Here is a 24956-nt window from a genome sequence, read left to right on the forward strand (position 1 = left end):
TCGCTGGTACCTGCGGACGCTAACTCGCCACGTTCAGACATCTCCATGGCCAGGCGCTAGGTTGACCGATCCCTGGGTAGCGTCCGGCACATGGTGTTGTCGGTGGAAGATCGTGAAGGATTCCTGTCAGAACCCCATATCGGTGCGCTGTCGGTGGTCGAGACGCCGGATCGGGCGCCGCTGACGGTTCCCATCTGGTACCAGTACGCCCCGGGCGGCGAGCTGTGGGTACGCACGGGTCCCGATTCGCGGAAGGCACGGGCGATCAACGGGGCCGGCCGGTTCAGCCTCATGGTCCAACGGACCGAACCGACCATCCGCTACGTGTCGGTGGAGGGACCGGTGATCAGGACCGCGCCTGACAGCCATGAGCGGTCATGGGAGATGGCCGCCCGATACCTGCCGCCTGACAAGGTCGCCGAGTACGTGGAATACGACCGGACGCATCTCGGCGAACACTTCCTCATCTACATGCGCCCAGAACACTGGCTGTCCGCCGACCTGGGCTAGCGGGCCCCGATCGAGCCTGACCGGCAGGGCCTCGCATCCCACCCGAGGGCGTGTCGCTGAAAAGGGGCGGCGGCGCCAGCGGTCACCGGGCGTGGCGCCGCCGCCCCGGCTCTACCTCCTGGAAGGGGCTGGGGACACCGGCGCACCTATGGCCCGGGCGATCCGCGTCGCGGCCACCTCGGGATCGGTTGACAGTTGCACGCCGTCGTCCGGGCCAGACGCCCACACGTAAATTGCTGCGTCGCCGTCCCAGCGGATCCGCCGCGCCAGACGAGTCCGATACGACACATGCAGCCGCAATCCCAGTACACCGAACGTCCCGAACTTGGGGACGCTGTACTCCTCCGGGACGCGCGCACGCGTCACCGCGACCTGCGGAGCGCGGCGCCGGACGGCGGCGTGCAGCGCGTCTATCGGACCGAACGGCTCGACCTTTAGTTCACCGAGCATTCGGGGCCTCCCGCGTGATCTGCTCGGCGACCCACACCGCGGGACGGTCGTTGTCGTCCGGCGGTTGGAGGGTCTTCGCCTCACCGTCCAAGGTGCGGGCCCGCCACGTCCCATCACCCTGCGAAATGATCGTGGCGCACGGACTCTCGGATTCCGGGTCGAGCAGGAGGTACACGCCGTCACCGCCCTTGAGGACGAAGCCACCGACGACGGTCTGCCCGTTCTCGCGGCTCATGGGGCCGGGGTCAGGTTCCCCGCGATGATCACCGCGGCGCCGGTGATGTCCTCGGCCTCAGCGATCGGCTCCCCAGAACCGTCGAAGAACCACAACCTGTCGGCGTCGGTGACCCGCGGCCTGCACGTGATCGTCTGAACCGAACGCTCGGGGTCACCCGGCCTGGTCACGGTCAGCGAGCGGGCCCGCAGGTCCGTCGTGAATCCGCGCACCTGCAAGGTGCTCATCAGCGCGTACAGCTTGGGGTAGGCGTGCAAGTGCTCGCTGCCATCGAAGGTGTCTGCCATGCCTGTCTCCCGGTGCGATCTGCGGTGGTGTTCCGGTTACACAGAGCATGACTGGACGCCGCTGTGTCACAAGTTGCAGCTCACACCCCATGACCATGGGAGGCGCTCTGCTCCACGGTGGAGGGGTGGAGTCTCCCCCCTCTCGTTTCACACCGGCAGCTCAAGCAACTGTGCGAAGGTACGCGACCGCCGATCGATCATCGGCCCGCCGCAATCGACCGCGTCCGAGACCATCTGCCGAGCCTGCGGAGAGTAGTGCACCGAGTCGTTGCACACCGGATAGGCGCGCTCCAGCCAATCCAGGGCGGCCGAGTAGTCCCGCTTCTGGTGGTAGGAGCGAGCCGTCTCCACCATCAGGCGGGCGCGGCGCTCGCGGCTCGGAATGGTGTCCGGGTCGATCTGCTGCGCGCGGTCCCGTGCGGTCGCCGACTTGGAAAGATCAGCACCGACGGATACCGAGTGCACCGCAACGTTGGAGGTACCGAACTGCGTCCAGGGGTGGTGGTAGCCCTTCGGTAGTCGCTTGGCCGTCCTGTCGCCCTCATCGAGGTGCCACAACGCCTCACCTTCCCGGCCTGCGCGTGCGCTGGTAGTGGCCGCATGCAGGTGAAGCGCGCCGTACATGGCTTGCAATTGGACGGAGCCGTCGTCAAGCCGGGGTCGCAGCAGAGCCGCCGCGTCCGTGACGAGCTGGACCGCGCCGTCAAGGTCGCCCATCGACCGCTGGACGATCGCCAGCGTCCACGCGGCCCCGGCCAGGGTGACAGGCCGGTCGGCGTTGTGAGCGGCACTGACGCTACGGTCGGCCACGACCCAGATCAGCTCTGGCTCGGACGCCCAAACGATCTCATGTTGCGTCAGCGCGTACACATCGGACAGGACGGCGTTCACCTCCCGGCGCTGCTCGGGTTCGGCGACCCGCTCAGCGATCCGCGCATCCTGGATCAGCCCTGGCAGGATCCGTCCCACATCGGTGCGATGGGTCGTCGATCCGTGCCACAGCCGCCAGGCGTTCGCGACGCGGTCGGTCAAGGGGGCGATGTCGAGCGGCCCGTCCGCGGGCGGGACGGTCAGCAACGGGTCGCGGATGGCGTCGCGGATGGCCGGGATCGCTTCGTGCGGGATGCGGGCGAAGGATGCCATCGGGATGGAAGCGGTATCGCCGATGTTCATGTCTGTGCCGGCCAGAAGCGCGACATCACCCACGCCGAGAGCCTCGGCCAGCTTCACCAGTGTGGGGAGACGAGGAGGCAGCAGCCGGCCTCGCTCCACGTCCTTCAGCCACGAGCTCGACATGCCGACCAGTCCGGCGAGCGTAGGACGCGACAAGCCCTTACGTTCCCGCAGAATCTGGATGCGCCTGCCGGTTCGCTGCCCGGCCAAGTCATCGAACATGAGTGCCGCCCGCCGTGACGAGCCGCGTGTTGCGTTCACGCATGGGCCCCGCACCCTCCTGGAGTCTCGACAACTCCCAGGCTAGGCACGGGGTCCTCATGTTTCACAGCGTCTGCTCTATTCGATGGTGGCCCCGCGTGCGAGCGCTCCGCCCCGTCCCATCCGCCCCTGGGTGAGACGACCTGTCGCGCTACGGGCTCTTCGCTGGTTCAAGTGGTGGGGGGTGGCCGTAGTCGGCCGGGGGTGCCTGCGCCGGCCCGGGGCTGCTTACAGTCGCATCCATGAGCGTGGTGTCGCTGGTCCTCGCGTCTGTGGGCACAACGGCGGGCGTCGTCGCGGCGGGGGCGGGTGTCTTCGGCACCGTCCATGCGTTACGCCAGTCCCGGCGGTCGCGACCGTCCGCGCCGCCGCCGCTTCCGGCGTCGTCCGGGACGGCTGGTTCCCCGGGCGGAGGTTCCGGTGATGCCCGGGACGTGTTCGTCGCCTATGCGCGTGGGGACGAGGCGTGGGCCAGGGACCTCGCCGTCCGGTTGGAGGCCGCCGGGTTCACGGTGTGGCTCGACGCGTGGGACATCGGTGAGGCGGAGATCGTCGTCGAGCGGGTCGAGGCGGGGATCCGGGAGGCGCGGAACGCGCTCATGGTCGTCGGCGCGCACACCCCCGACGAACCCTTGACGCGGCAGGTCTACACCGCGCTGATGACCCGGTCGATCGAGTACGGCCTGCGGTTCATCCCGGTCGTCCGCGGCGCCGGGGAGGTCCCCCAGTTCCTCGGCACGCGCAAGGGGGTGGACTTCCGCGACCCGGCCCCGTTCGAGGAGAGGTTCGACGTGCTGGTCCGGGCCCTGCGCGGGGAGCGGCCCGCCCGCGTCTGACGCGCGGCGCGTCAGGTGGTCTCCCCGTCCCATGGCTCGTCCTGCTCGACGGACTCGTCGCCGATCGACAGGATCTGCGGGACGGCGGCCCCCGCGGTGACCGCCTTCGTCTCGGGGGCGACGCGGAGCCTTTCCAGCAGGTTGCGGACCATGCTCGTCGGCAGTGACTCCAGGTATCCCGGCAGGTCGCCGCTGAGGTAGGACGGCACGGGCAGCTTGGACATCGCCTCGATCATCCGGGTGAGCCGGACGTGGTCGAGCCCGAGCAGTTCGGCCTCGGCCTCGATCGCGAGGATGAGGCGCTTCTTGTCGATCTCCATCTGCTGGAATTCGATCTTCTTCTTGGCCTCGGCGTGCTGGATCTGCTCTTCGAGGACGTCGCCGCGGGTGGCCGCGCGGAAGACCTCTTGCCGCTCCTCGTAGTACACCTCGTCCAGCGATTTGACGCGTTCGATGTTGGTGCGCACCGCGTCCACGCCCCATGCTTTCAGCGCGTTGCGCACCAGGGAGCGGAGGTTGGCGCGGATGTCGGCGATACCGGACAGGAACTCCTTCACCGTGGAGTCCGCCGCGATCTCCACGAAGTAGGTCTCCACGGTGGCGCCTAGGACTCGCTCCACGAAACGCTGGACCGGCTGCGGATCATCGGTCAACGCGCCACCGGCCAGCCGTCCCGAGTCGGGAGAGCTGCCGAACTCGCTGACCAGCCGCGGCGCCGCGGCGGGCGGGATCCGCAAGGACTGCGAGACCTCCACCCGCAGCCGGATGCCCTGGCTGGTCTCCAGGTCCAGCTCGTGCAGCCGGGCGTCGTAGTTGCCCTTCTTGGCCGAGTCCTTCATGTTCCATTCCATGTTGAGCAGGAAGGTCGGCACCAGCAGCACCTGGACGAACCAAGGGTTCAGGGCGTACACCGACCCTTCTTTGAGGGTCTCCTGCTGCACGCCGCGGCGACCACCCTGCGCGATGAACTCCCAGGGGAGCCGGAAGTTGCGGTGGCCGGGCACCGGCGGGCCGACCTTCTCGTTCTCCTCGGGCTCGGCGCCGTCGCGGGTGATCACCACGCCGGTGTGCCCCACCGGGATGGACGTCAGCTCCAGCTGCGTGGCGACCAGCCCCTCCCGGCCCGAACCGATGTTCTCGGTCGTCACCACCTCGAATATCTCCGGATGGAGGTCGTAGTAGGTGCCCCCGGCCAGGACCGCGAGTTGCCGTCCCTGCTCGCCGCCGCCCCGTAGGAAGGCCGTGGCGTTCTGGAAGTCGTTGCAGGGGACGTGCCGCGCGAACGGCTGCCCTGCCTCCCGGTTCCGGCCGACCTCGGCCTTCACCAGGCCCACCGACCCGTCCGGTACGTAGGTGCGCGGCACGATCCGCACCTCGAACAGCGCGGTGTTGATGGAATAGGAGGAGCCGCCCGCCAGCGTCACCGCCTGCGGTCCCTCCTCGCCGCCGCCCAGTAGGAACGCCGTCGCGTCCTGGAAGTGATCGCAGTCCACTCGCTCGGGCAGCAGCGCCACCCGCCGGTCGGTGGGACGCCTTCTGCCCTCCCGCGCGATGACCACACCGATCATCTTCTCCGGGATGTGGATCCGCGGCACGGGCTCGACGGTGTAGAGCCAGGGCATCAGCCAGGTCGGCCGCTGCGGGAGGAGGATGTAGGACTGCACACCTCGCGCGGTGCTCGGCACCACCTCCCGGAACGTCTTGTCGGGATGCGGGCGGCCCCACTCGCGCCGGACGAGGCCGACGTGGTCGACGGGAACGACGTGGCGGCCCAGCCAGTACAGGTAGCCCGCGCCGGCCGATCCGGCCGTCAGGAGCAGGAACAGGAAGAAGGGGATCACGGTCGGACTCCACATTCCCGTAGCCGGGCATGGACGGTCAGCACGGTCTGGGTCCAGTCGTCGTACCAGTCCACGTGCTGTTCGCCGCGCGGGTTGCGCAGCGTGGGGAAGAAGCCGGGCCGGCCTAGGGCACGGTCGGCGAACTCGCGGTAGGTGGGGACCGCCTCGTCGGCCGAGGCGCGCCAGCCGAGCTTGGTCGACAGGGTGAGGAAGTCGGCGTGCCTCTTGCCGCCGACCGGGGCGATGGCCGCCTGGGCGCGGAACCCCATCCGGCCGTCCGTCGCGGCGGCCCACAGCGCGTCGACGCCGGCGAGCAGGTCGGCCGAGAGCTTCCCGGCGTCGCGGCGCCCCAGCACGCCGAAGTCGAGCTTGTCCGCGGCCTCCAGCAGCAGCGACGTCGTGAGCAGGTCGGCGTGTTCGGTCTCGTGCTCGGCGAGGGCCGCGCGCAGCCGGTCCAGCGAGACCGACGTGGGGACGTGGACGGACGGGGCGGCGCGCGAGGGCTCTGTCACCACCTCGGGCTGCGGCAGGGGGCGTCCGGCGAGTGCCGCCTCGTGGAGGGCCACGAGCTGGGCGAGCGCCCCGTCGTCGAGCGGCCCGCCGGTGCGCGCGTCCGCCCACCACAGGTTGGCCAGCAGGTAGTGCCGGTTCCCCGCGAGCAGGACGGGGAAGAAGGGCCGCTCGTGCCACTGGCCTTCGAGGATCATGCGGGTGACGTCCTCGGAGTCCTGCGCGGCCGGGGACATCACCACCACGACCACCGTCGCGTAGCGCAGTTGCTGGCGCGTCGTCCAGACGAGCCGGTCCCCGGGACGCAGGCTCCGGACCGACCAGACCGGCAGGCCCGCCTCGTGGACGCGCTCCACCAGCCGCCTGCCGTACTCGGCGTCCGCGGGGGCGTAGCACACGACGACGGAACGCCGCCGCGGCTCGGTCAGGCGCCGGGGCGGTTCGGCCAGCACCCTTTCCTCCGGCATACCGTCCGCCGGGGCCTCATCGCGGAGGGCGCGGGCCACCTCGTCCGCGCGGGTGTCGAAGTCCCCGCCGTCGGCGAAATCGATCCAGCCCCAGTCCCGGGCGAAAGGCGGTATCGGCGCGCCGCCGAACGTGACGGGAACGAACCGTAATCCCTTTTCCGTGCATGATCGTAAAAGCGCGGCGTATTCGGTGAGCGCCCATCGGTCGCTCGCGAGCCCGGGCCCGAAAACAGCGATTCCCGAGGTCGTGTCGCAGATGGCCTGTTCCAGCGTGTGGACGACACCGTCGCCCGGCAGGACGAGTTCGTCGAAGAACACATCGATCCCGAGCCGGTCGAGGTGGCGCCACAGTTTCCGGACCCATGCTGCGTCCGCTCGCCCGTACGCGAGGTAGACCTCGGCCAAATCGCGCCCCCTCACGTCCGGAATTGACGTCGCCACCAGCGTAGACGGCCCATTCCGGCACGTGAGGTTGATCGCGCCTTATTGCCTTATCCGGTCACCTCGCCCGATGCCCGCAGGGACAGCCCGTGACCGTAGGGGAAGAGGGGGTCCTGGCCGTCGCCGTCGACGATGGGGAGTTGCTCGGCGCTGCGCATCCAGGTGACCGGGAGTCGTCCCGTCGCGGGCACAGCGCCGAAGAGGACGTCGGCGACGCCGTGGCCCTCGGTGCCGGGTAGCCAGGCCGCCACCAGCGCGTCCCAGCCGGGAAGCTCGGCGGCGATGTCCAGCGGACGGCCGGAGACGAGCACCACGATCAACGGGACGCCCGCGTCGCGGAGCCGCGCGAGGGTCTCCAGGTCGGCCGTGTCCAGGCCCATGGCGCCGGGGAGGTCGCCCTCGTCCTCGGCGTACGGTTCCTCGCCGACGACGGCGATGGCGACGTCGAAGGACGGGTCGATCCCCGCGCCGCCGGCGTCGTGGACGACCGTGGCGTCCGGTCCCGCGGCGGCGCGGATGCCCTCCAGGATCGTCGTGCCGGGGGTGATGGGGCCGGGCGACCCCTGCCAGGAGATGGTCCAGCCGCCGCACTGCATGCCGATGTCGTCGGCGGCGCGTCCCGCGACGAAGATCCGCCGCGGGCCGGGGGCGAGGGGCAGCAGCCCGTGCTCGTCCTTCAACACGACCTGGCTCGCCGCCACCGCCCGCCGGGCGAGGGCGCGGTGGTCGGCGCACCCGATCGCCGGGAGATGGGAACGGTCGGTCAGCGGGTGCTCGAACAGGCCCTGCTCGAACTTCTTGGTGAGGATGCGGCGGTTGGCGTCGTCGATGCGCGACATCGGCACCCGCCCGGCCACGACCTCGTCGCGGAGCACGTCGATGAAGCGGCGCCACCGCTCGGGGACCATGACCAGGTCGATGCCCGCGTTGATAGCGGCGCGCACCTCCTCGCCGGTGAACTCCTCGCGGCCGAAGATCTCGTCGAGGCCGTTCCAGTCGGACACGACGATGCCCGTGAAGCCCAGCTCGTCCTTCAGCACGTCGGTGATGAGGTAGCGGTGACCGTGCACCTTCACGCCGTTCCACGCGCTGAGCGAGATCATCACCGAGCCGACGCCGAACCGCAGCGCCGCCAGGAACGGCGGGAGGTGCAGCGCGCGCAGCTCGGCCTCGGGCAGGCGGGTGTCGCCCTGGTCGTCGCCGTCGTCGGTACCGCCGTCGCCGAGGAAGTGCTTGGCGGTCGCCATCACCGACGGCGGCGGGCCGACGCGCGGGCCGCCCTGGAGCCCGGTGATGTAGGACGCCATGGCCACCGGGAGCTCCGACAGCTCGCCGAACGACTCGTACGTCCGGCCCCATCTGGGGTTGCGGACGACCCCGAGGCACGGCGCGAAGTTCCAGGTGATCCCGGTGCCGGCGACCTCGCGGGCCACCGCCGCCCCGATCTCCCGGACGAGATCGGGATCGCGGGTGGCGCCGAGCCCGATGTTGTGCGGGAAGACCGTCGCGCCGACCACGTTGGCGTGGCCGTGGACCGCGTCCACCCCGTACAGGATGGGGATGCCGAGCGGGGTCCGCAGCGCCGCGCGCTGAAGGGCGTCGTACATGTCGGCCCACGCCTCGGGGACGTTGGGCTCCGGCACCGACCCGCCGCCCGACAGGACCGAGCCGAGGCGGTAGGCGGTGACGTCGGCCTCGTCGCTCTCCAGCCGTTCCGCCTGCGTCATCTGCCCGATCTTGTCGTCCAGGCTCATCCGGGCGAGGAGGTCCTCGACGCGGTCCTCGACCGGCAGGGTCGCGTCCCGGTAGGGCAGGACCGCGGTCGTCACATCGCTGTCGCCCATCATGCGACCGGGTGGGGCAGGGGCCACACGGCGCCCGGGCCCGTCGCGCCGGGGTCGAGCGCGCCGGGGTCGATCTCGTCGAGCCGGACGTCGCGTTCGGCGAGCACGGTCAGCAGCCTTTCGAGAGTGTCCAGGTAGGCGCGGATGCCGTCCGGCGGCAGGTGCGCCGTGTCGGCGAACAGGCTGAGCCGGATCGCCGCCGGGTCGTCGGGGACCGTGAACGCCTCCAGGAAGAACGAGACACTCGCCCGGTCGACCTTCTCCTCCCACTCGAACGAGGTGAGCGCGGGCGGCACCTCCTCGGGACCCACCGGGCCCCGGGCGGGCGTCCACAGGTCGTTGAAGCAGACGTCCAGCTCCACCGCGTGCGCGTCGACGATCGCCGCCACCCGTCGCGGGTCGTAGCGGCCGTGCCGGACGGCGTTCAGCGACGCCACCCGGGCCCCTTCCAGCACCTCCTGGAAGGTGTCGGCGCCGAGGTCGACGACCAGCGGCGTCTCCTGGCTCAGGTTCCCGACCGCGCGGCGGAACTCGGGCCTGCCGCGGTTGCTGGCGACGGCGCGGACCGAGCAGCGGTCCCGGCCGGTGAGCCGCCCGACGAGGACCGCCATCGCCGCGAGCAGGATGTAGGACGTGCCGATGCCCGTCCGCTCGGCCGCCTTCACCAGCATCCGCGCGGCGACCTGCGAGCGGATCCCGCCGCGCCAGTAGCGCGGCTCCTCCGGCGCGCCGCCCGGCGTGTGGAACATCGTGGACGGCGCCTTGGACAGCTCGTCCCTCCAGTGGCCCATCGCCCGCTCCAGGACGCGCCGCCCCTGGTCGGAGCCCTCCAGTTCGGCGAGGTCGACCGGCTGGAGGGCGGGGCCCGTGGGCTCCTGCCCGTCCAGCATCCCGGCCAGCTCGCCGTACAGGACGCTCGCGCCGAGGAAGTCCGACGACAGGTGCGACATGCCGAACAGGATCGAGACGGGTTCGCCCTCGACCGTCCCGATCCGGGCGCGGAACGGCAGGCCGTCCGCCAGGTCGTAGGGCTGGTCCAGGTACGGCCACCAGCTGCCGGTGATCTCGGCGGCGCTCGCGTCCGGTGCGATGGCGACGACCTCGAACTCCGCCTCGCCCGCCTGCACGACCTCCTGGACGGGGTCGCCGGACGGGTCGAGCCGGTAGCGGGTGCGCAGCGACTCGTGCCGCTCGATCAGCCGGCCGAGCGCGGCGAGCACCGCCTCGACGGTCGTGCCGGGCGGCAACGGCCCACCGTTGATCATGTTGGCGAAGGTGGGGACGCCCTCCTGGCCGATCACGGCCTCGGACCACATCTCCAGCTGTCCCCAGGTGAGCGGGCCGGTCGTGGCGCGCGTGCCGTGGAACGGGACGCGGTGCCGGGTGATCTCGGTCATCGTCCCGCCCCCGTGGCCACGACGGCGGACGAGTCGACGACGGCGCCGCGGGCGTCGAGCGCATCGACCCGCACATGCGTCGCCTCGCGGGCGTTCACGGGCAGCGGGACGGCGGTGTCCAGCCCGTCCCACGGCGCCTCGGCCACCGGCTCCAAGGTGTCGGCGGACCTGCCGGCGGCGACGCGCCAGCGGGCGATGCCCGTCGCGCCGTTCCAGACCGCGTGCACCGATCCGTCCCGGACGAACGCGGACGGCGGCTCCTCCGGATGCCCCTCCCAGGGCGACTTGTAGACCCGGTACGAGCTCCACTCCCCTTCAGGCAGCGCGGCGTCGAACAGCAGTTCCCCGTCCGGGGAGAACTCCGACATGCGGCCGATCGGTCCCCACGCCACGACCGTGCCGCCGCCCGGCAGCTCCTGCGCGGCGCCCTCGCGCGTCGTGCACAGGTGCTCGGGGTGCACGACCTGCCGGACGAGCTCGGTCTCCCCGCGTGCGGCGTCGACCCGCACCCAGGCGACGCGCGACTCCCAGCCCGGCCACATGTCCACGGTCGCGTTGTCGAAGAGCTTGACGACGTCCGGCGCGGACCAGGTCGCGTCGTGCTGCCAGCCGAACCGCACGCCGGCGCCGAGCGGGAAGCTGCTCTGCCGGCCGCCGAGCCGCCAGACGATCTCGCCGGTCCGCCGGTCCACCTTGTAGAGCGCGGAGGTGTAGCGCGCGGAGATCAGCAGGTCGCCGTCGGCGTCCTCGTCGACGGAGTTGAGGTGCAGGTAGTCGTACGGCTCCGGCAGCAGGCCGTACGGCAGGTCCGACTCGGTCACCGGGATGTGGTCGAGGCTGCTCCACCGCCAGACGACCTCGCCGGTGGCGACGTCGACCTCCTCGACGACGCCGTCCAGGATGGTCGCGGACGGGGGCCCACCGACCGCGCTCAGGTCCGTCTCGCGCGGCACGTACTGCATGAGCAGCGCGGTGCCGCGCGGGGTGAGCTTGAACTCGTGCAGGTCGGCGGGCGCCGACCCGGAGACCGTGGCGATGATCCGGTACTGCTCGTCGGCGACGTGGCAGACGCCCCGGCCGTGGCTCATGTCGTGGAAGGTGCCCTGCCACCAGGTCAGCACCGGACGGCCCTGGTACTGCTGCACGCGCAGGTCGGCGGCCAGCTCACCGTCCGGGACGGGATGGAACCACACCGGCCGGCCGGCACCGTCGATGATCAGCGGGCCGTGCGGGGCGGTGAGGGCGTGCGGGCTCTGCGGCGTGGTGAGGTACACCCCGGGCGCGGCCCCCGGCCGGTTCCGCCGCACCTCGAACCGGGGCGGGTCCGGAAGGGGCACGGGACGGGCCGGGGCCGTCCGCGTCGCCGCCTCGCCGGGGGCGAGGCGCTCGTTCGTCGGGATCACGCGTGGCTCTCCTCTGGGCTGTCGGGCGGTCCCCGCGATCGGGGCTCAGGCCATCGTCGAAGGCGCGGGCGGCGTGTCGGCAGTCTCGGATGGACGGGCGAACGGTCGGCGGGATGTGCATGGACGGATGGGTGTCCTGAAGATCACCGGAGCCGGTCGCGGATGATCTGGACGATCCGGTCGTGGTGGGCGTCGAGGAAGAAGTGGCCGCCGGGCAGGACGTGGTGTTCGCCGCCCTCCGCGCCGTGGGCCTGCCAGGCGAGCGCGTCCTCGACCGGGGTCATCGGGTCGTCGTCGCCGGCGAGGACGACCACCGGGCAGGCCAGCGGCGGTCCGGGCTCGTAGGTGTAGGTGTCGATCGCCTGGTAGTCGCCGCGCAGCACGGGCAGGACCATCCGGGTGAGCGCCCTGCTCTGGAGCTGCCGGGCGTCCATGCCGCCGAGCCGCTCGACGTCGGCGAGGATCTCCTCGTCCGACATCGGGTGGACGCGCTCCTGGGCGCTGCGCGACGGGGCCTTCCGTCCGGCGGCGAACAGCACCGGCGGCGTCACCGTCAGCCGCCGCGCGACCTCGAAGGCGACCACCGCCCCCATGCTGTGGCCGAAGTAGGAGGCGGGGGCGGCGCCGAGGCCGGGCAGTTCCGCGTGGATCTGCCCGGCGAGCTCCCGCAGGTCGGTGCGTACCGGTTCACGGTGACGGTCCTGCCTGCCGGGGTACTGGACGGCGACGACCTCGACGTCCGGGCTCAGCGCCGCCGACAGCCGGTGGTAGGTGTTCGCCGCGCCGCCGGCGTGCGGGAAGCAGAGCAGCCGGGGCGCGTCCGCGCCGGCCGGATGGAAGCGGCGGAACCACCCGGTACCGGTCGTGCCAGTCGTGCCGGTCGTGCCAGCTGTTCTGGATGCGGTGGCCACGGGTCACGCGCCGCGCAGGAGGACGGCCCAGATGGTGGCACCGGGCCCGAAGGCCAGCGCGACGCCGTGCTCGCCCGCGCCGAGCGGCAGCGAGTCCTGAAGGCGCCCGAGGACGCCGAGGACGGCGGGCGCGGCGGTGTTGCCGTACTCGCGCATCAGCGCACGCGACACCTCCACCGAGTCGGCGGGCAGGTCCAGTTCCTCGCTGACCCGGTCGATGATGCGGCGCCCGCCGGGGTGCAGCGCCCACCAGCGGACGTCCGCACGTCCGAGACCGTGCCGGGCGAGCATGCGGTCGGTCGGGACGGCCACCGCCGACGCGGTCACGTCGGGCATGGTCGGCGCGAGCCTGATGTGCAGGCCCCGCTCCCCCAGGTGGACCTGGAGGTCGTCGGCGAACTCGGGGACGTAGAGCATCTCGGTGCCGATGACGTCCAGGCCCGGCCTTCCCGCCGCCCCGGGACGCACGACGACGGCGCAGGCCGCGTCGCCGAAGAGGGTCAACACCACCGCGCCCTCCTTGTCGTAGGGCGGGGGCTGGAGGTGCGGGGAGAACAGGTCCACGCAGAGCAGCACGGCCGGACGGCCGTGGACCTCGACCCAGTTGCGGACCGTGGACAGCGCGGGCAGCGCGGCGTAGCAGCCCATGGGCCCGAGCGACTGGAACTCGGTGCCGGACCGCATCCCGGTCTCGTGCACCAGCGCGTCCAGGCCGGGCGCCGAGTGCGTCGTGGTGGTGGCGGTGGCCAGCAGGCCGACCTCCTCGACCGGCAGGCCGTCACGTTCCAAAGCCTGCTCGATCGCCTCCCGGCCGAGCGACCGGGCCTCGGCGAGGCTCACCGCCATCCGGCGGGCCGTGCCCCAGCGGCGCGGGTCGTCTGCGAAAGGGTTGACGGCCATCCCCTTGGCGTCGATCGCCGAGTTGCGGACGATCTCGGCGACATGCTCGCCGCCGGGGTCACCGGCGAGGAGCTCGGCGAACTCCTCCATCTTGACCTGCGGCGGAGAGGTGAACGCGATGCTGGTGATCCGGGCTGTGGGCATGACGGGACCTCTCATTGTGCGGAGAGACAGAGTTCGTGCGGGGAGGCGGACGTGGGCAGGGAAAGCGGGGTCAGTCCAGCCCCGCCACGGGTTGTGCGACGGCGCCCTGGACGGGGTCCGGCCCCCGTGTGCGCCTGCGCCCGTCCTGGCGGCGCGTGTACGCCAGCGCCGCGATCATGGCCAGGACCCCGCAGGCGTTCATGGCGCTCATCGTCAGGTAGAGCGGGGTGGGGCCGCTGGCGCCGGAGCTGGCGAGCGCGCCGAACGCGACGGACCCGAACACGTAGATCACGCCGCCGGCGAGCGAGACCAGCGCGCCGCCGGTCTGCTCCAGCGCCATCAACGCGGTGATCACCAGGCCGAGCGCCAGATAGCTCGGGCCGACGATCGCGATGTAGTGCGCGGTCTCGTGCGCGACCCGGTCGCTCTCGGCGGTCAGATGGCCGAGCACACCGCGCAGCAGCCAGAGGATCGGGACGATCACCGCGTAGACCAGCGCGGTGATCTGGAGCGCCGCGGTCAGCACCGGGGTGAGCCGGGCGCCGCCGCCCGCGCCGAGCCGCTGGTTCATCAGGATCGCCGACGCGGAGCCGAGCACCATCGCGGGCATGATGACCAGGTTCTGGACGGTGGTGGCGGTGGCGAAGCCGGTGACCACGTCGGGCCCGAACGGCGTCAGCATCATGACGAACGCGAAGTTCATCCCGAACATCACGAGGTTGAGCAGGCTCACCGGCAGCCCCGCGTTCAGCAGGACCTTCAGGGCCTCCGGCCGCCAGCCCCACTCCTTCAGCAGCCCGCGCCGCGCCAGCGCGACCGTGCCGTACGCGCCGGCGACCAGGCCGTTCAGTCCGGTGGCCAGCGGCAACGCGGTGGCGCCGAGGTCCAGGCCGAAGCCCAGCACCGCCAACCCCCCGATCTCCACGGTGGTGCTCACCGCCATGATGACCGCGGCGGCGCCGGCGCGTCCGCTGCCGCGCAGCACCGACGAGCACACCACCGGCCACGCGAGGGTGAGGTTGGCCAGCGACATCTCCCGCAGGAACCGGGCGAAGTCGCCCTTGTACTGCTCGCTGGTGCCGAGGACGTCGCCGAGCGCGGACGCGCCCAGGCTCAGGCCGCCGCCGAGCACGACGCCCGCGACGAGCCACAGGGCGCCCACCGTCAGCACCGTCGCCGCCACGTCGTGCTCGCCGCGTCCCGACCGCCGCGCGGTGACCGTCTGGCCGGTGACGTCGAAGGCCATCTGGACGGCGAAGAACAGGAACGCGAGGGGGAAGTAGAGCGAGCGGAGCTGGATGGCCCGCTCGTCCATCCAGCCCAGCATGGCGACGATGATGATCGGGACCATGATGGCGAGGAGCTGCGCGGTCGCCATCGGCACCGCGAGGCGGGTGAGCTGCCGCCGGAAGTCGGTCATCAGGTCGTGGGCGTCATGGCGTCGGTGACGTGTTCGCGTAGCAGCGAGTCGAACTCGTCCTTGTCGTTCGAGCGGGGGAAGGGCGCGTCGGGGACGGGGACGTCCAGGAACCGGCACAGCGGCTCCCACCCCTGGGCGACCTCGAAGACCAGCAGCCGGTCCGGGTCGATCTCGCGGCGCACCGCCGCGTTGTGCTCGGTGAAGACGCGCATGGCGTGGTCGGGGTCGGTGAACCGGCCGCCGAACTGCCCGTCCCACACGACCGCGCGGGACATCGTCTTCATGTCCCTGATCACGGGTGTGGGCGCGGGAGCGGGGTCCATGGCGGCGCGGTGAATGGTGGCGCGCGCGCTGTCGTACCAGCGCTGCGGGTCACGGACGGTGAGGACGACCTTCGCCTTCGGGTAGCGGGTGGTCAGCTCCCGCCAGAAGCGGACGCCGGGCCAGTCGACGCTCGACCGGTAGCCGCTGTAGAGCCGGTCCCAGTCGGTGGGGGCGCCTTCTCCGGCGCGCTGCCACAGCGGGATCTCCTCGGGGCGTTCCAGCATTCCCAGCATGTGGTGACACGGGCCGAAGCCGAGGGTCTCAAGGGCGGCCTTGAGCGAGAACGTGCCGGTTCGGCCGAACCCGGCACCGATGACTTCGAGCATGACGCCTTCCTCCGGTTCGCAGGGCCGGGCGGATCATCCGCCCGGCCCGGCCCACGCTCGCGGCTGGAGGAGGGCGCGGGGAAGCCACCGATGGCCGCGCGGCCAGCCGGAACAAAAGTGCATATCCGGATGGCCGGGCCCACTCAGACCGCCGACACCATGCCCTGCTTGATCGCGATCACCACCGCGGCCGTCCGGTTGGGCGCGCCGAGCTTCAGCATGACGCTGGTGACCAGCCGCTTCGCCCCGTGGTCGGAGATCGACAGGCGGCGCGCGATCTGCTTGTTGCTCATCCCCTCGGCCAGCAGCATGAGCGTCTCGGTCTCGCGGGGGGTGAGGACGGCGGGCCGCACGGACCCGGCGGGCACCGGTGATCCGGCGCGGGCCAGCAACTCCCGTCCCACCCTGGCGGGCATCGGCATCTCGCCGAGCATCATCCGGTCCAGCGCCTCGCCGAGGGCCGGGGCGGTCAGGTCCTGCTGGATCAGGAACCCGTCGGCGATCGCGGCGCCGCCGAACGAGGCGCCGGACGCGGCCTCCAGCTCGTCGAGCAGCAGCAGCACCTTCGTGCGCGGGCACGCCGCGGCGAGCTCGGCGGCGACGCCGCCCTCGATGCTCGTCACGACGAGGACGTCCACGTCACCCCCGGCGACGGCCGTCTCCGCCGAGGGCCGCGTCGTACAGTGGCTGACCGACCGGATGCGGGGCAGCAGGTGCAGCACGGCCTCCAGCCCGCGCCCGACGACCACGTTCTTCACATAGATCACGACGTTCAGGTGGTCGGTAATCGTGTTCTCTGGCATCGCGCTCGCGTTCTCCTTCTCATGACGGGCGGGGTGCCCTTGTTCTGGGGCGCTCTGTCATGAAAGGACACCGGCGAACGGTCAGGCCAGAGGGTTGTCGCCTTCCAGCCATCCGTCGAGATAGGACAACCTTTCGAGCGCACCAACGACCGCCGTCCCGAGGTCCGCCATTTCGGGCCGCCAGGCGGCGAACGCCCCAGGCCGGCGGGTGGACGGGGCGGGCACCGCGGTGAAGGAGCCCCCGGACGCGGTGACGAGGACGCGGCCCGCGGCGCAGTCCCACGCGTACGCGTCGGGCGTGACGGCCATGTCCGCCCGTCCGGTCGCGACGTAGGCGAGCGCGAGCGCCGCCGAACCGATCCGGCGCACGTCGGCGGCGGTCACCAGTTCGGCGAACAGGTCCAGCTCGGCGGGCTCGGGCGGAAAACCGGGGCGGGGCAGATCGGTCAGCACCAGCGGGACCGGCCGCGGCGGCGGGGGCGCGACCGGACGCCCGTTGCGCAGCAGCCGCCCGCTGAAAGCGGTGTACGTCTCGTCGCGGGCGGGCTCGTGGACGCAGCCCCCGACCGGCTCCCCGCGGACGGTCACCCCGATCGAGACGCAGAACAGCGGCAGCCCTCTGAGGAAGTTGTGGGTGCCGTCGATCGGATCGACGTACCAGCACACGTCCGCCTCGCCGGACCCCGCGGCCCCGTCCGTCCCGTTCTCCTCGCCGATGACGACGGAGTCCGGGAAGGCCTCGCCCAGGTCCGCCCTGATCATCGCCTCGGCGGCGGCGTCGACGTCGGTGACGACGTCGTGCGCGTGCGTGCCCGCCTTCGCCCGCGCGCCCACGCCGTCCTTGCTGGCTGCGCCGTCTGCGCCGTCCTTGCCGGCTTCGGTGTTCCCGAAGACGGACATCAGCTCCCGGCCCGCCCTCCGGGCCGCCCGCGCCGCCACCTCCACCAGGGCCGCCGCGGTCACGTTCTGGTCTTCTGGAAGCGCCATCCGGTCACGTTAACGCCGGGCATGCCCATCCAGGCAGTGCACAAGCGCGGCGGGTCAGGGGTGACGTCACCGCCGGACCGGAGATGACACTGGCCGCCTCCCCAGACGAGCGAAGTGAGCGAGGAGGCCCGATGACGGAGTCGACCCTGACCACGTCCACCGGCGAACTGCGGACCTGGCTGATCCAGCGGATCGCCGAGTACCTGGAGAAGGACCCCGCCGAGATCGACACCGAGGCGACGTTCGAGGCGCAGGGCCTGGACTCGATGGCCGCGCTGACCCTCTGCGACGACATCGAGGACCAGATGGGCCTCGTCGTGGAACCCACCCTGGCCTGGGACCACCCGACGATCGACGAGCTGGCGGAGTTCCTGGTCAAGACGGCCGCCGAGGAGCACTGACCCGTGGACCTCGGGCAGCGGCGCTGGCCGCCCGAACCCGATGAGGGGGAGCTGAAGCTCCTCACCGAGGTGGCGCGGTCCCGCCTCTGGACGGACGGCCCCTGGACCGCCGAGGTCGAACGCCGTATGGAGCGGCTGACGGGCGCACCGCACGCGGTGGCGTTCAACAGCTGCACCTCGGCACTGCACGCGGCACTGCACGCGATGGGCTGCGTCCGCGGCACCCGCGTGGCGGTCCCCGCGCTGACGTTCGCGGGGACCGCCACGGGCGCCGCGCACATCGGCGCGGACCTGGTGTTCGCCGACGTGCGCCCCGACACCCTCACGCTCGGGACGGACGTCCCCGACACCGAACTCGTGCTCGCCGTCGATCTGCACGGCGTCCCGCACGAGCTGGACCGAACGCGCGTGGCGGGCCGTCCCGTGCTGACCGACGCCTGCCAGTCGATCGGCAGCACGCTGGACGGCCGGCACGTCGGCGCGACCGGCACGCACGCCTGGTCGTTCTCGTCCGCCAAGCTCATCGCCGCGCCCGACGGCGGCGCCGTCACCACCGACGACGCCGGCATCGCGGGGCGGCTCCGGGAACTGCGCGACTACGGCGTCCCGGCCGGGGAGTCGCGCTCGAACGGCGCCGTGGTGTGGGCGGGCGGGCACAACTGGCGGCCCACCGAACTGACCATGGCCATGGTCGCGCACCGGCTTGAGCGCCTGGACCGGTGGGCGGCGCGTGCCCGGCAGGTCGCCGCACGCGTCCACCGATCCCTGGACCGGGCGGGCCTGTGGCGGCAGTCGGCCGGCGGGGCGGCCCGTCCCGCCTGGCACAAGATCCGTTTCGGGGCCCCCGGATGGGACCGCGGACGGACCGACGAGATCGAGCGGTCCCTGAACGAGGCCGGGATACCGACGCACCGCTGGGGGCTGGTGCCGCTGCACCGCCACCCGGCCTTCGGCGGCGGCCCGGACAAGGTGACCGGCAGCGGGGGCCTGCCGGTGACGGAGGCCGTGGCCGCGGGAACCGTGTGCCTCGGCACGGAGGCCGCTCCCCCGATGACCTGGAACGACGATGAGGTAGCGCAGGTCTGCCGCATCCTGGAAACGATGGCGGGAAGCTGAACATGGATACTCCACTCGTTCGAGTCGGCATCATCGGCGTGGGGAACTGTGCCCGCGCCCTGCTGGAGGGGACGGCCTACTACCGTTCCTCGCCCGACCTCACGGCCGGGCTGATGTTCCCCCAGGTCGGCCCGTACGGCGCCGGGGCGCTGGAGCCCGTCGCCGCCTGGGACGTCGACGTCGAGAAGGTCGGCAAGGACCTGTGGTCCGCGCGGGCCGCGGGGCAGAACCTCGACATCGGCATCCCGCAGGGCGACCTGCTCCCGCTCGGCGCGGACGTGCGGGTGCAGCGGGCCCCGACGCTCGACGGCGCCGGGTTCCGGTACCGGGAGCGGATCACGCTGGCCGCCGACCAGCCCGGCACCGGCGACGACCGCGAGACGATCATCGAGCAGATCCGGGCCGCGCGGGTCGACGTCCTGCTGAACTACCTCCCGGTGGGCTCGCAGGACGCCACCGAGTGGTGGGCGGACGTCGCGCTCGCGGCGGGCGTCGGGTTCGTCAACAACGTGCCGGTCTTCATCGCCCGCAAGGACCGCTGGCGCAAGGCGTTCCGCGAGGCGGGCCTGCCGCTCATCGGCGACGACATCAAGTCCCAGCTCGGCGCGACGTACCTGCACCGCACGCTGGTCCGGGCGTTCTCCGACCGGGGCATCAGCCTGGAGCGGACGTACCAGCTGAACGTCGGCGGCAACATGGACTTCTACAACATGCTGGAGCAGGAGCGGCTGGCCTCCAAGCGGCAGTCGAAGACCTCCGCGGTCACCGACGCCTACGACGGCGACCTCGCGGGCGACAACGTCCACATCGGGCCGTCGGACTTCGTCCCCTTCCTCGGCGACACCAAGAAGGCGTTCATCCGCTGCGAGGGGCGCGGCTTCGGCGGCGCGCCGATCGAGATGGAGATCCAGCTCACCGTCCCGGACTCGCCGAACTCGGCGGGCGTCGTCATCGACGCCGCCCGGATCGCCAAGCTCGCGATGGACCGCGGTGACACCGCCGTGGACGAGTGGGTGTCGGCGTGGCTGTTCAAGGCGCCGCCGCACGCGGTCGCACAAGAGTCGGACCAGATCGCGCGGGAGCGGCTCGTCCGGTGGACCGCCGGCGAGCACTCCGCCGGGCACCCCGGCGGGCGCTGACGCCGATGGACACCGCGGTCAGGATCACCGATCGGGTGGACGGGCCGGCGCGGCTGGTGTTCGTCCTGCCGGGTCAGGGCGCGCAGTGGGTGGGCATGGGGCGGGGCCTGCTGAAGGCCAGCCCTGTGTTCGCCGAGGCGCTGGACGCGTGCTCCGCCGCCGTCGAGGCGGAGCTCGGCTGGTCGCCGCGCCGCCGGCTGGAAGACGATGCCCCGCTGTCGGCCGTGGCGGAGATCCAGCCGACGCTGTGGGCGTTCCAGGTGGCGCTGGCGTCGGTCTGGCTCGACTGGGGGATCGAACCGGACCTCGTCATCGGGCACAGCATGGGGGAGATCGCGGCGGCGACCGTCGCGGGCGCGCTGGACCTCCCGGACGCCGCGGCGGTGGTCTGCCGCCGCGGCGTGCTGCTCGCCGAACTGGGCGCCGTCGGCGCCATGTGGGCGGTGGGGCTCGGCGAGAAGGAGGCCGAGGAGGCGATCGGCGAGGACGCCGGGCTGGTGTGCGCCGGGGTCCTCAACAGCGACCGGTTCACCGTGCTGTCGGGGGACCCGGACGCGATCGAGCGGATCGTGGAGCCGCTGCGCGAGCGCGGCGTGTTCTCCCGCCGGGTCGCGGTCGGCTACGCCTCGCACGGCCCGCAGGTCGAGCCGATCCGCGCGGACCTGCACGACGCGCTCGCCGGGGTACGGTCCCGCGCGCCGCGGATCCCGCTGCACTCCACGGTGTGGGACCGTCCGGTCGACGGCGCGGAGCTGGACGGCGGCTACTGGATGGAGAACGTGCGGCGCCCGGTGCGCTTCGCTTCCGCCGTCCGGGCCGCGCTGTCGGGCGGCGGGCCGGTCCTGTTCGTCGAGATCAGTCCGCATCCGCTGCTGGTCTCCGCGGTCACCGACGCGATCAGCGCCACGGGGGCCGCGGCGGCGGCCGTGGCGTCGCTGGTACGCCGGCAGCCGGAACCGGACACGCTGATGGCCGCCCTCGGCGCCGTCTACACCGCGGGACACGACCCGGACTGGTCCCGTGTCCGGACGGCCGGGCTGCCCGTGCCCCTGCCCGCCCAGCCGTGGCAGCGCCGTCAGCTCTGGGTCGAACCCGCCTGACACGGGTCGCACCGTCAGAAACCAGTGGCCCCCGGTCTCCTCCTTCGGAGACCGGGGGCCACGAGCGTTCCCGCTCACTCAGCCGATGGACGATGCCTCCTCGGCGCGGACGGCACGGCGCAGCTCGCTCGACTGCACGGCCTCCGCCACCCGCTGGATGTCGTCCTGGAGGGGGCGGTCGCCGTCCAGGAACGGGGTCATCTTGCGGACCAGGGTGTGCGCGGCGGCGGTGGCCGGGCTCAGGTGCTCCAGCCCGCGCAGGTCCGCCGCCTGGCAGAGCGCGATCAGGTGAATCGCCGTCACCTCCCGGGTCAGTTGCACGATGGAGCGGGCGTCGCGGGCGGCGATCGTGCCCATGCTGACCTTGTCCTGGTTGTGCGCCTCGGTGGAGCGCGAGAACGACGTCGCCGGGGTCGTCCACCGCAGCGCCTCGGCCACCAGCGACGACGCGCTGATCTGCATCCCCTTGAAACCGTGGTGCAGGCCGGCGTCCCAGCTCCCGGCCTCGTAGCGCGGGATCAGGTTGGGTGTCAGCCCGTTGTTGAACTTCTCGTCGACGACGAGTTCGAGCTGCCGGTCGAGCAGGTCCGCGACGCTCGCCGCCGCGATCTTCAGCGAGTCCATGACCTGGCCGACGTGCCCGCCGTAGAAGTTCCCGCCGTTCAGGACGCGGCCGTCCGGGTGGAACAGCGGGTTGTCGTTGGAGGAGTTGACCTCGATCTCCAGCATCCGCTCTGCCCACTGCACGGTGTCGCGCAGCGCACCGATGACGTGCGGCGCGCAGCGGATGGAGTAGCGGTCCTGGATGGGGCGTTCCAGCCGGCGGTAGCCCTCGCCCGCCCAGTCGTCGCCCGCCGGGTCGCGGTCGGCGTCCGGCAGGCCGCCCGGCTGCGCGGCGGCCAGCAGCTCGCGGATGTTCCGCGCGCTGGTGATCACCCCTTCGTGCGGCTTCTGCTGGAAGAGGAAGTCGTCGAAGTGCCCCGGATTGCCGAGCAGCACCTGGCTGGCCATCGCCGTGCACAGCTCCGCCGCGTACGCCAGCTCGGTGGCGTCGTGCAGGGCGAGGACGGCGAACGCGGCCATGAAGGACGTGCCGTTGACCAGGGCCAGGCCCTCCTTGGACGCCAGCACCACCGGGGTCAGCCCGGCGGAGGCCAGCGCGGCGGCGGCCGGCCGGCGCTCACCGGCGTGCAGCACGTCACCGTCACCGAGCAGCATCCTGGCCACGTAGCTGAGCGGGACGAGGTCGCCGCTCGCACCGACCGAGCCCCGCTCGGGAATGATCGGCAGGATGTCGTGGTCGAGGCAGTCCAGCAGCAGGTCGACGACCTCCGGCCTGATCGCGGAGTAGCCGCGGGCCAGGCAGTTCGCGCGGATCAGCAGGGTCGCGCGGGTGACGTCGCGCGCCGCCGCCTCCCCCGTCCCGCAGTTGAGGAAGCGCAGCAGGTTCTCCTGGAGCGCGGCACCCTTGTCGCCGTGGACCTGCCGGGTGTTGCTGTCACCGAAACCGGCCGTGACCCCGTAGATCGGCACGCCCGCCGCGATGAGGTCGTCCTTGGCCGTGGCGGTGGTGCGCATCCGCCGGACGGCGTCGTCGGCGAGGCCCGTCCGCGGCGGGTGCGGGCCCCGCGCGACCGCGACCGTCTCGGGCAGGGTCAGCCGGTGGCCGTCGAGCGCTAGCGGGGATGGTTCGGTCCGTTCTGGATACGGCGCGGGGAACGTGTCCGCCATGTGCAAACCCCATTCTCGAAGCGTCAGCGGTACCGGCAATCTGATCAGCGGGCCCGCCGGCGGAAAATCCCTGAGCCGCCGCGCTCACGCGCTGCCTGGATGGGCATGCCCGGCTCAACCGCTGGTCGCCCGGCTGATCGGCGGCTGATCAGGGTCCGGTGAAGGGCTGATGACGGGTCGGTCAGTCGGCATGGTCGGCGGGCAGGATCACCTCCGCCGGGGCCGGGGCGCGGTAGAGCAGCTCGACCTGGGCGGCGCGGTTGCGCAGCACCTGGAGCTGGCTCACCGCCCCCTTGTCGGTCAGCTCGCCCGCGTCGCGGTCCGGCGGCTCGGCGAGCAGCAGCAGCCGGTCGACCCGGCGGGACGTCCGCCGCCCGGCGTTGAACCGCGCCAGCGTCTCGGCCAGGACGCGGCGCAGCGCCGCCGGGTCGCCGGCGCCCCGCGCCCAGGCCAGCGCCCCGACCTGCGCCCGCCCCGACCCGGTGATGACGGCCTCGGTCAGCTCGTCGGTCGCCGCGAGCAGCGCCGCGCGCAGCGCGCCCACCCGCACCCACGTCCCGTTCGCGAGTTTGAAGTCCTCGGTGAGGCGCCCTTCGAACAGCAGCCCGCGGCCGGGGTCGGCGGCGTCGACCGGCAACCCGGCGTCGCCCGTCCGGTAGAAGCCCTCCTCGTCGAACGCCTCGGCGGTGCGGACGGGGTCGTCCAGGTAGCCGGGCATCACCGTCGGGCCCGCGGCCCGCATCTCCAGCCGCCCGTCCACCGGCGCGAGCTTGAGCGTGATCCCGGGCAGCGGGACCCCGATCGCGCCGGGCAGGTCGGTGTCCAGATGCGCGGAGGTGACCGCGGACGCCGTCTCGGTCATGCCCCACGAGGAGCTGAAGCGGACCTCCCCCGTACGGAACCGGCTCGCCAGCCGCAGCATCCGCACCCGCAGCGCCTCCGGCAGCGGCGCGCCCGCGCTGAACAGCAGCCCGAGCCGGGAGAAGAAGCACTTGGCGAGCACCGAGTCGCGCTCCAGCTCGTCGGCGAGCAGCGCGAAGCCCGCCGGGACGTTGAAGTACACGTTCGGGGAGACGTCGGTGAGATTGCGCAGGCTGCGCGGGAACAGCGCCGGCGTCGGGCCGCCGCCGTCGATGTACAGGGTCCCGCCGTTGGTCAGCACCATGTGCAGGTTGTGGTTGCCGCCGAAGGTGTGGCTCCACGGCAGCCAGTCGACGAGCGTGAGCGGGGTCGTCGCGAGGAACGGCCACACCTGGCGCATCATCTGCTGCACCGCGCACAGCATCCGGTGCGTGTTCGGGACCGCCTTCGGGCGCCCGGTGGAGCCGCTGGTGAAGAAGATCCGGGCGACCGAGTCCGGGGTGAGCGCGGCGCCGGCCGCGCGGAGGCGCTCGCCCGGCTCGGTGGACAGGAGCGTGTCGAGGATCAGGTCCCCGCCGTCCCGCCGCCCCTTGCCGACGATCGTGACCGGCACCGCGTCGGCGAGAGCGGCGAGGGCCGCGCCGTACTCGCGTCCGTCCTCGGCGTAGACCGCGCCGGGACGGGCGATGCCGGCGACCGTCCGCAGCCGCTCGGGCCCGCCGCTCAGCGAGTACGCGGTGCCGAGCGACACCACGGGGATCCCGGCCACGTATCCGGCGAGCGTGAGCTGGAGGTGCCGCAGCGAGTTCCCCGACAGCACGAGCAGCGGGCGGTCCGGGCCCAGCCCGAGGCGGAGCAGGGCCTCCCCCAGTGCTTCGGCCGACGCTAGCGCGTCCGCGTAGGTCAGCCTCTCCCACGCGCCGCACCACCGCTCGGCGGCCAGCACCGCGCCGGGCCGCTCCGCCGCCCACCGGCGGAGCGGCCGCGCCAGATCGGCGTCATAGGGCTCCAGCGGGACGCGCGACGACAGCAGCACGCTGCCGTCCGGGCGGTGCCGGGCCTCGATTTCCGGTTCCGCGAATATGCGTTCCGAATTCACCGGTTTCGTTCTCACATTAATCGCCTCGTTCCAAACTGA

The 24956-nt window shown here is 72.2% G+C and carries 23 protein-coding genes; 6 read left to right on the forward strand and 17 right to left on the reverse strand.

Features of this window, described 5'->3' with window-relative positions:
- Nucleotides 1-102: 102 nt before the first annotated feature.
- The gene (locus tag AMA02S_RS19315) at nucleotides 103-510 is read left to right on the forward strand and encodes a pyridoxamine 5'-phosphate oxidase family protein (protein WP_245667650.1); all 408 of its coding nucleotides are present in this window, start codon (nucleotides 103-105) and stop codon (nucleotides 508-510) included.
- 111 nt (nucleotides 511-621) lie between these two features.
- Here AMA02S_RS19315 and AMA02S_RS41930 read toward each other — a convergent pair whose 3' ends face one another.
- The 4 genes from AMA02S_RS41930 to AMA02S_RS19330 all read right to left on the reverse strand — a co-directional run bounded on the left by AMA02S_RS41930 (nucleotide 622) and on the right by AMA02S_RS19330 (nucleotide 2877).
- Nucleotides 622-960, reverse strand: a complete 339-nt coding sequence (locus AMA02S_RS41930; protein WP_157430700.1) for a hypothetical protein — start codon at nucleotides 958-960, stop codon at nucleotides 622-624.
- The gene (locus AMA02S_RS19320) at nucleotides 950-1195 is read right to left on the reverse strand and encodes a hypothetical protein (protein WP_067460449.1); all 246 of its coding nucleotides are present in this window, start codon (nucleotides 1193-1195) and stop codon (nucleotides 950-952) included. The genes AMA02S_RS41930 and AMA02S_RS19320 overlap by 11 nt, the downstream gene beginning before the upstream one ends.
- Nucleotides 1192-1482, reverse strand: coding sequence for a hypothetical protein (locus tag AMA02S_RS19325; protein WP_067460453.1), 291 nt, complete (start codon nucleotides 1480-1482; stop codon nucleotides 1192-1194). Before AMA02S_RS19325 ends, AMA02S_RS19320 begins: the two co-directional genes overlap by 4 nt.
- A 147-nt stretch (nucleotides 1483-1629) precedes the next feature.
- Nucleotides 1630-2877 carry a helix-turn-helix domain-containing protein gene (locus tag AMA02S_RS19330; protein ID WP_067460456.1) on the reverse strand — a complete coding sequence of 416 codons (1248 nt, stop codon included), beginning with the start codon at nucleotides 2875-2877 and terminating at the stop codon, nucleotides 1630-1632.
- A 281-nt stretch (nucleotides 2878-3158) separates the two neighbouring features.
- Between AMA02S_RS19330 and AMA02S_RS19335 the strand changes: the two genes are divergently transcribed.
- Nucleotides 3159-3752, forward strand: a complete 594-nt coding sequence (locus tag AMA02S_RS19335; protein ID WP_084265320.1) for a toll/interleukin-1 receptor domain-containing protein — start codon at nucleotides 3159-3161, stop codon at nucleotides 3750-3752.
- A gap of 11 nt (nucleotides 3753-3763) precedes the next feature.
- Here AMA02S_RS19335 and AMA02S_RS19340 read toward each other — a convergent pair whose 3' ends face one another.
- The 11 genes from AMA02S_RS19340 to AMA02S_RS19390 all read right to left on the reverse strand — a co-directional run bounded on the left by AMA02S_RS19340 (nucleotide 3764) and on the right by AMA02S_RS19390 (nucleotide 17470).
- Complete coding sequence (locus AMA02S_RS19340; protein WP_067460464.1) at nucleotides 3764-5593, reverse strand: SPFH domain-containing protein; 1830 nt, start codon at nucleotides 5591-5593, stop codon at nucleotides 3764-3766.
- Nucleotides 5590-6990 (reverse strand): toll/interleukin-1 receptor domain-containing protein, encoded by a 1401-nt coding sequence (locus tag AMA02S_RS19345; protein ID WP_218005031.1) that lies wholly within the window; start codon nucleotides 6988-6990, stop codon nucleotides 5590-5592. Before AMA02S_RS19345 ends, AMA02S_RS19340 begins: the two co-directional genes overlap by 4 nt.
- Nucleotides 6991-7061: 71 nt before the next feature.
- A complete protein-coding gene (locus tag AMA02S_RS19350) occupies nucleotides 7062-8858 on the reverse strand; it encodes a glycoside hydrolase family 3 protein (RefSeq protein WP_157430701.1) in 1797 nt (598 codons plus the stop codon).
- Entirely contained in the window at nucleotides 8855-10252 is a 1398-nt protein-coding gene (locus AMA02S_RS19355) for a condensation domain-containing protein (RefSeq protein ID WP_067460473.1), read from the reverse strand. Before AMA02S_RS19355 ends, AMA02S_RS19350 begins: the two co-directional genes overlap by 4 nt.
- Nucleotides 10249-11655 carry an arylsulfotransferase family protein gene (locus AMA02S_RS19360; RefSeq protein WP_169806852.1) on the reverse strand — a complete coding sequence of 469 codons (1407 nt, stop codon included), beginning with the start codon at nucleotides 11653-11655 and terminating at the stop codon, nucleotides 10249-10251. The genes AMA02S_RS19355 and AMA02S_RS19360 overlap by 4 nt, the downstream gene beginning before the upstream one ends.
- Nucleotides 11656-11798: 143 nt before the next feature.
- A complete protein-coding gene (locus tag AMA02S_RS19365) occupies nucleotides 11799-12566 on the reverse strand; it encodes a thioesterase II family protein (protein ID WP_067460479.1) in 768 nt (255 codons plus the stop codon).
- Between the two features lie 3 nt (nucleotides 12567-12569).
- Complete coding sequence (locus AMA02S_RS19370) at nucleotides 12570-13610, reverse strand: type III polyketide synthase (protein ID WP_067460482.1); 1041 nt, start codon at nucleotides 13608-13610, stop codon at nucleotides 12570-12572.
- Between the two features lie 70 nt (nucleotides 13611-13680).
- Nucleotides 13681-15030: an MATE family efflux transporter gene (locus AMA02S_RS19375; RefSeq protein WP_067460485.1), complete on the reverse strand. Its 1350-nt coding sequence runs from the start codon at nucleotides 15028-15030 to the stop codon at nucleotides 13681-13683.
- The gene (locus AMA02S_RS19380; protein ID WP_067460488.1) at nucleotides 15030-15680 is read right to left on the reverse strand and encodes a sulfotransferase family protein; all 651 of its coding nucleotides are present in this window, start codon (nucleotides 15678-15680) and stop codon (nucleotides 15030-15032) included. The genes AMA02S_RS19375 and AMA02S_RS19380 overlap by 1 nt, the downstream gene beginning before the upstream one ends.
- Nucleotides 15681-15823: 143 nt before the next feature.
- On the reverse strand, nucleotides 15824-16483 hold the full coding sequence (locus AMA02S_RS19385; protein ID WP_067460491.1) for a response regulator transcription factor: 660 nt from the start codon (nucleotides 16481-16483) through the stop codon (nucleotides 15824-15826).
- An 81-nt stretch (nucleotides 16484-16564) separates the two neighbouring features.
- Nucleotides 16565-17470 (reverse strand): inositol monophosphatase family protein, encoded by a 906-nt coding sequence (locus tag AMA02S_RS19390; RefSeq protein WP_067460494.1) that lies wholly within the window; start codon nucleotides 17468-17470, stop codon nucleotides 16565-16567.
- Between the two features lie 131 nt (nucleotides 17471-17601).
- Here AMA02S_RS19390 and AMA02S_RS19395 point away from each other — a divergent pair, with 131 nt between their 5' ends.
- From AMA02S_RS19395 to AMA02S_RS19410, 4 genes are read left to right on the forward strand one after another with little or no spacing between them, the layout of a single operon-like run.
- Nucleotides 17602-17871, forward strand: coding sequence for an acyl carrier protein (locus AMA02S_RS19395; RefSeq protein ID WP_067460497.1), 270 nt, complete (start codon nucleotides 17602-17604; stop codon nucleotides 17869-17871).
- A gap of 3 nt (nucleotides 17872-17874) precedes the next feature.
- On the forward strand, nucleotides 17875-18987 hold the full coding sequence (locus tag AMA02S_RS19400; RefSeq protein ID WP_067460500.1) for a DegT/DnrJ/EryC1/StrS family aminotransferase: 1113 nt from the start codon (nucleotides 17875-17877) through the stop codon (nucleotides 18985-18987).
- 2 nt (nucleotides 18988-18989) lie between these two features.
- Nucleotides 18990-20126 (forward strand): inositol-3-phosphate synthase, encoded by a 1137-nt coding sequence (locus AMA02S_RS19405; protein WP_067460503.1) that lies wholly within the window; start codon nucleotides 18990-18992, stop codon nucleotides 20124-20126.
- 5 nt (nucleotides 20127-20131) lie between these two features.
- Nucleotides 20132-21226 (forward strand): acyltransferase domain-containing protein, encoded by a 1095-nt coding sequence (locus AMA02S_RS19410; protein ID WP_157430702.1) that lies wholly within the window; start codon nucleotides 20132-20134, stop codon nucleotides 21224-21226.
- 78 nt (nucleotides 21227-21304) lie between these two features.
- Here AMA02S_RS19410 and AMA02S_RS19415 read toward each other — a convergent pair whose 3' ends face one another.
- Together AMA02S_RS19415 and AMA02S_RS19420 are read right to left on the reverse strand one after the other, a co-directional pair.
- Nucleotides 21305-22957 carry an HAL/PAL/TAL family ammonia-lyase gene (locus AMA02S_RS19415; RefSeq protein WP_067460510.1) on the reverse strand — a complete coding sequence of 551 codons (1653 nt, stop codon included), beginning with the start codon at nucleotides 22955-22957 and terminating at the stop codon, nucleotides 21305-21307.
- A 181-nt stretch (nucleotides 22958-23138) separates the two neighbouring features.
- Nucleotides 23139-24917, reverse strand: coding sequence for an AMP-binding protein (locus AMA02S_RS19420; RefSeq protein ID WP_067460513.1), 1779 nt, complete (start codon nucleotides 24915-24917; stop codon nucleotides 23139-23141).
- Nucleotides 24918-24956 lie beyond the last annotated feature (39 nt).

It is taken from the genome of Actinomadura macra NBRC 14102 (genome assembly GCF_001552215.1).
GTDB classification, from domain to species: domain Bacteria; phylum Actinomycetota; class Actinomycetes; order Streptosporangiales; family Streptosporangiaceae; genus Spirillospora; species Spirillospora macra.

Coding starts and splice junctions, on each gene's coding strand:
- AMA02S_RS41930 (WP_157430700.1), bottom strand. CDS start 960: ATGCTCGGTGAACTAAAGGTCGAGCCGTTCGGTCCGATAGACGCGCTG.
- AMA02S_RS19320 (WP_067460449.1), bottom strand. CDS start 1,195: ATGAGCCGCGAGAACGGGCAGACCGTCGTCGGTGGCTTCGTCCTCAAG.
- AMA02S_RS19325 (WP_067460453.1), bottom strand. CDS start 1,482: ATGGCAGACACCTTCGATGGCAGCGAGCACTTGCACGCCTACCCCAAG.
- AMA02S_RS19330 (WP_067460456.1), bottom strand. CDS start 2,877: ATGTTCGATGACTTGGCCGGGCAGCGAACCGGCAGGCGCATCCAGATT.
- AMA02S_RS19335 (WP_084265320.1), top strand. CDS start 3,159: ATGAGCGTGGTGTCGCTGGTCCTCGCGTCTGTGGGCACAACGGCGGGC.
- AMA02S_RS19350 (WP_157430701.1), bottom strand. CDS start 8,858: ATGATGGGCGACAGCGATGTGACGACCGCGGTCCTGCCCTACCGGGAC.
- AMA02S_RS19355 (WP_067460473.1), bottom strand. CDS start 10,252: ATGACCGAGATCACCCGGCACCGCGTCCCGTTCCACGGCACGCGCGCC.
- AMA02S_RS19370 (WP_067460482.1), bottom strand. CDS start 13,610: ATGCCCACAGCCCGGATCACCAGCATCGCGTTCACCTCTCCGCCGCAG.
- AMA02S_RS19375 (WP_067460485.1), bottom strand. CDS start 15,030: ATGACCGACTTCCGGCGGCAGCTCACCCGCCTCGCGGTGCCGATGGCG.
- AMA02S_RS19380 (WP_067460488.1), bottom strand. CDS start 15,680: ATGCTCGAAGTCATCGGTGCCGGGTTCGGCCGAACCGGCACGTTCTCG.
- AMA02S_RS19385 (WP_067460491.1), bottom strand. CDS start 16,483: ATGCCAGAGAACACGATTACCGACCACCTGAACGTCGTGATCTATGTG.
- AMA02S_RS19390 (WP_067460494.1), bottom strand. CDS start 17,470: ATGGCGCTTCCAGAAGACCAGAACGTGACCGCGGCGGCCCTGGTGGAG.
- AMA02S_RS19395 (WP_067460497.1), top strand. CDS start 17,602: ATGACGGAGTCGACCCTGACCACGTCCACCGGCGAACTGCGGACCTGG.
- AMA02S_RS19405 (WP_067460503.1), top strand. CDS start 18,990: ATGGATACTCCACTCGTTCGAGTCGGCATCATCGGCGTGGGGAACTGT.
- AMA02S_RS19410 (WP_157430702.1), top strand. CDS start 20,132: ATGGACACCGCGGTCAGGATCACCGATCGGGTGGACGGGCCGGCGCGG.
- AMA02S_RS19415 (WP_067460510.1), bottom strand. CDS start 22,957: ATGGCGGACACGTTCCCCGCGCCGTATCCAGAACGGACCGAACCATCC.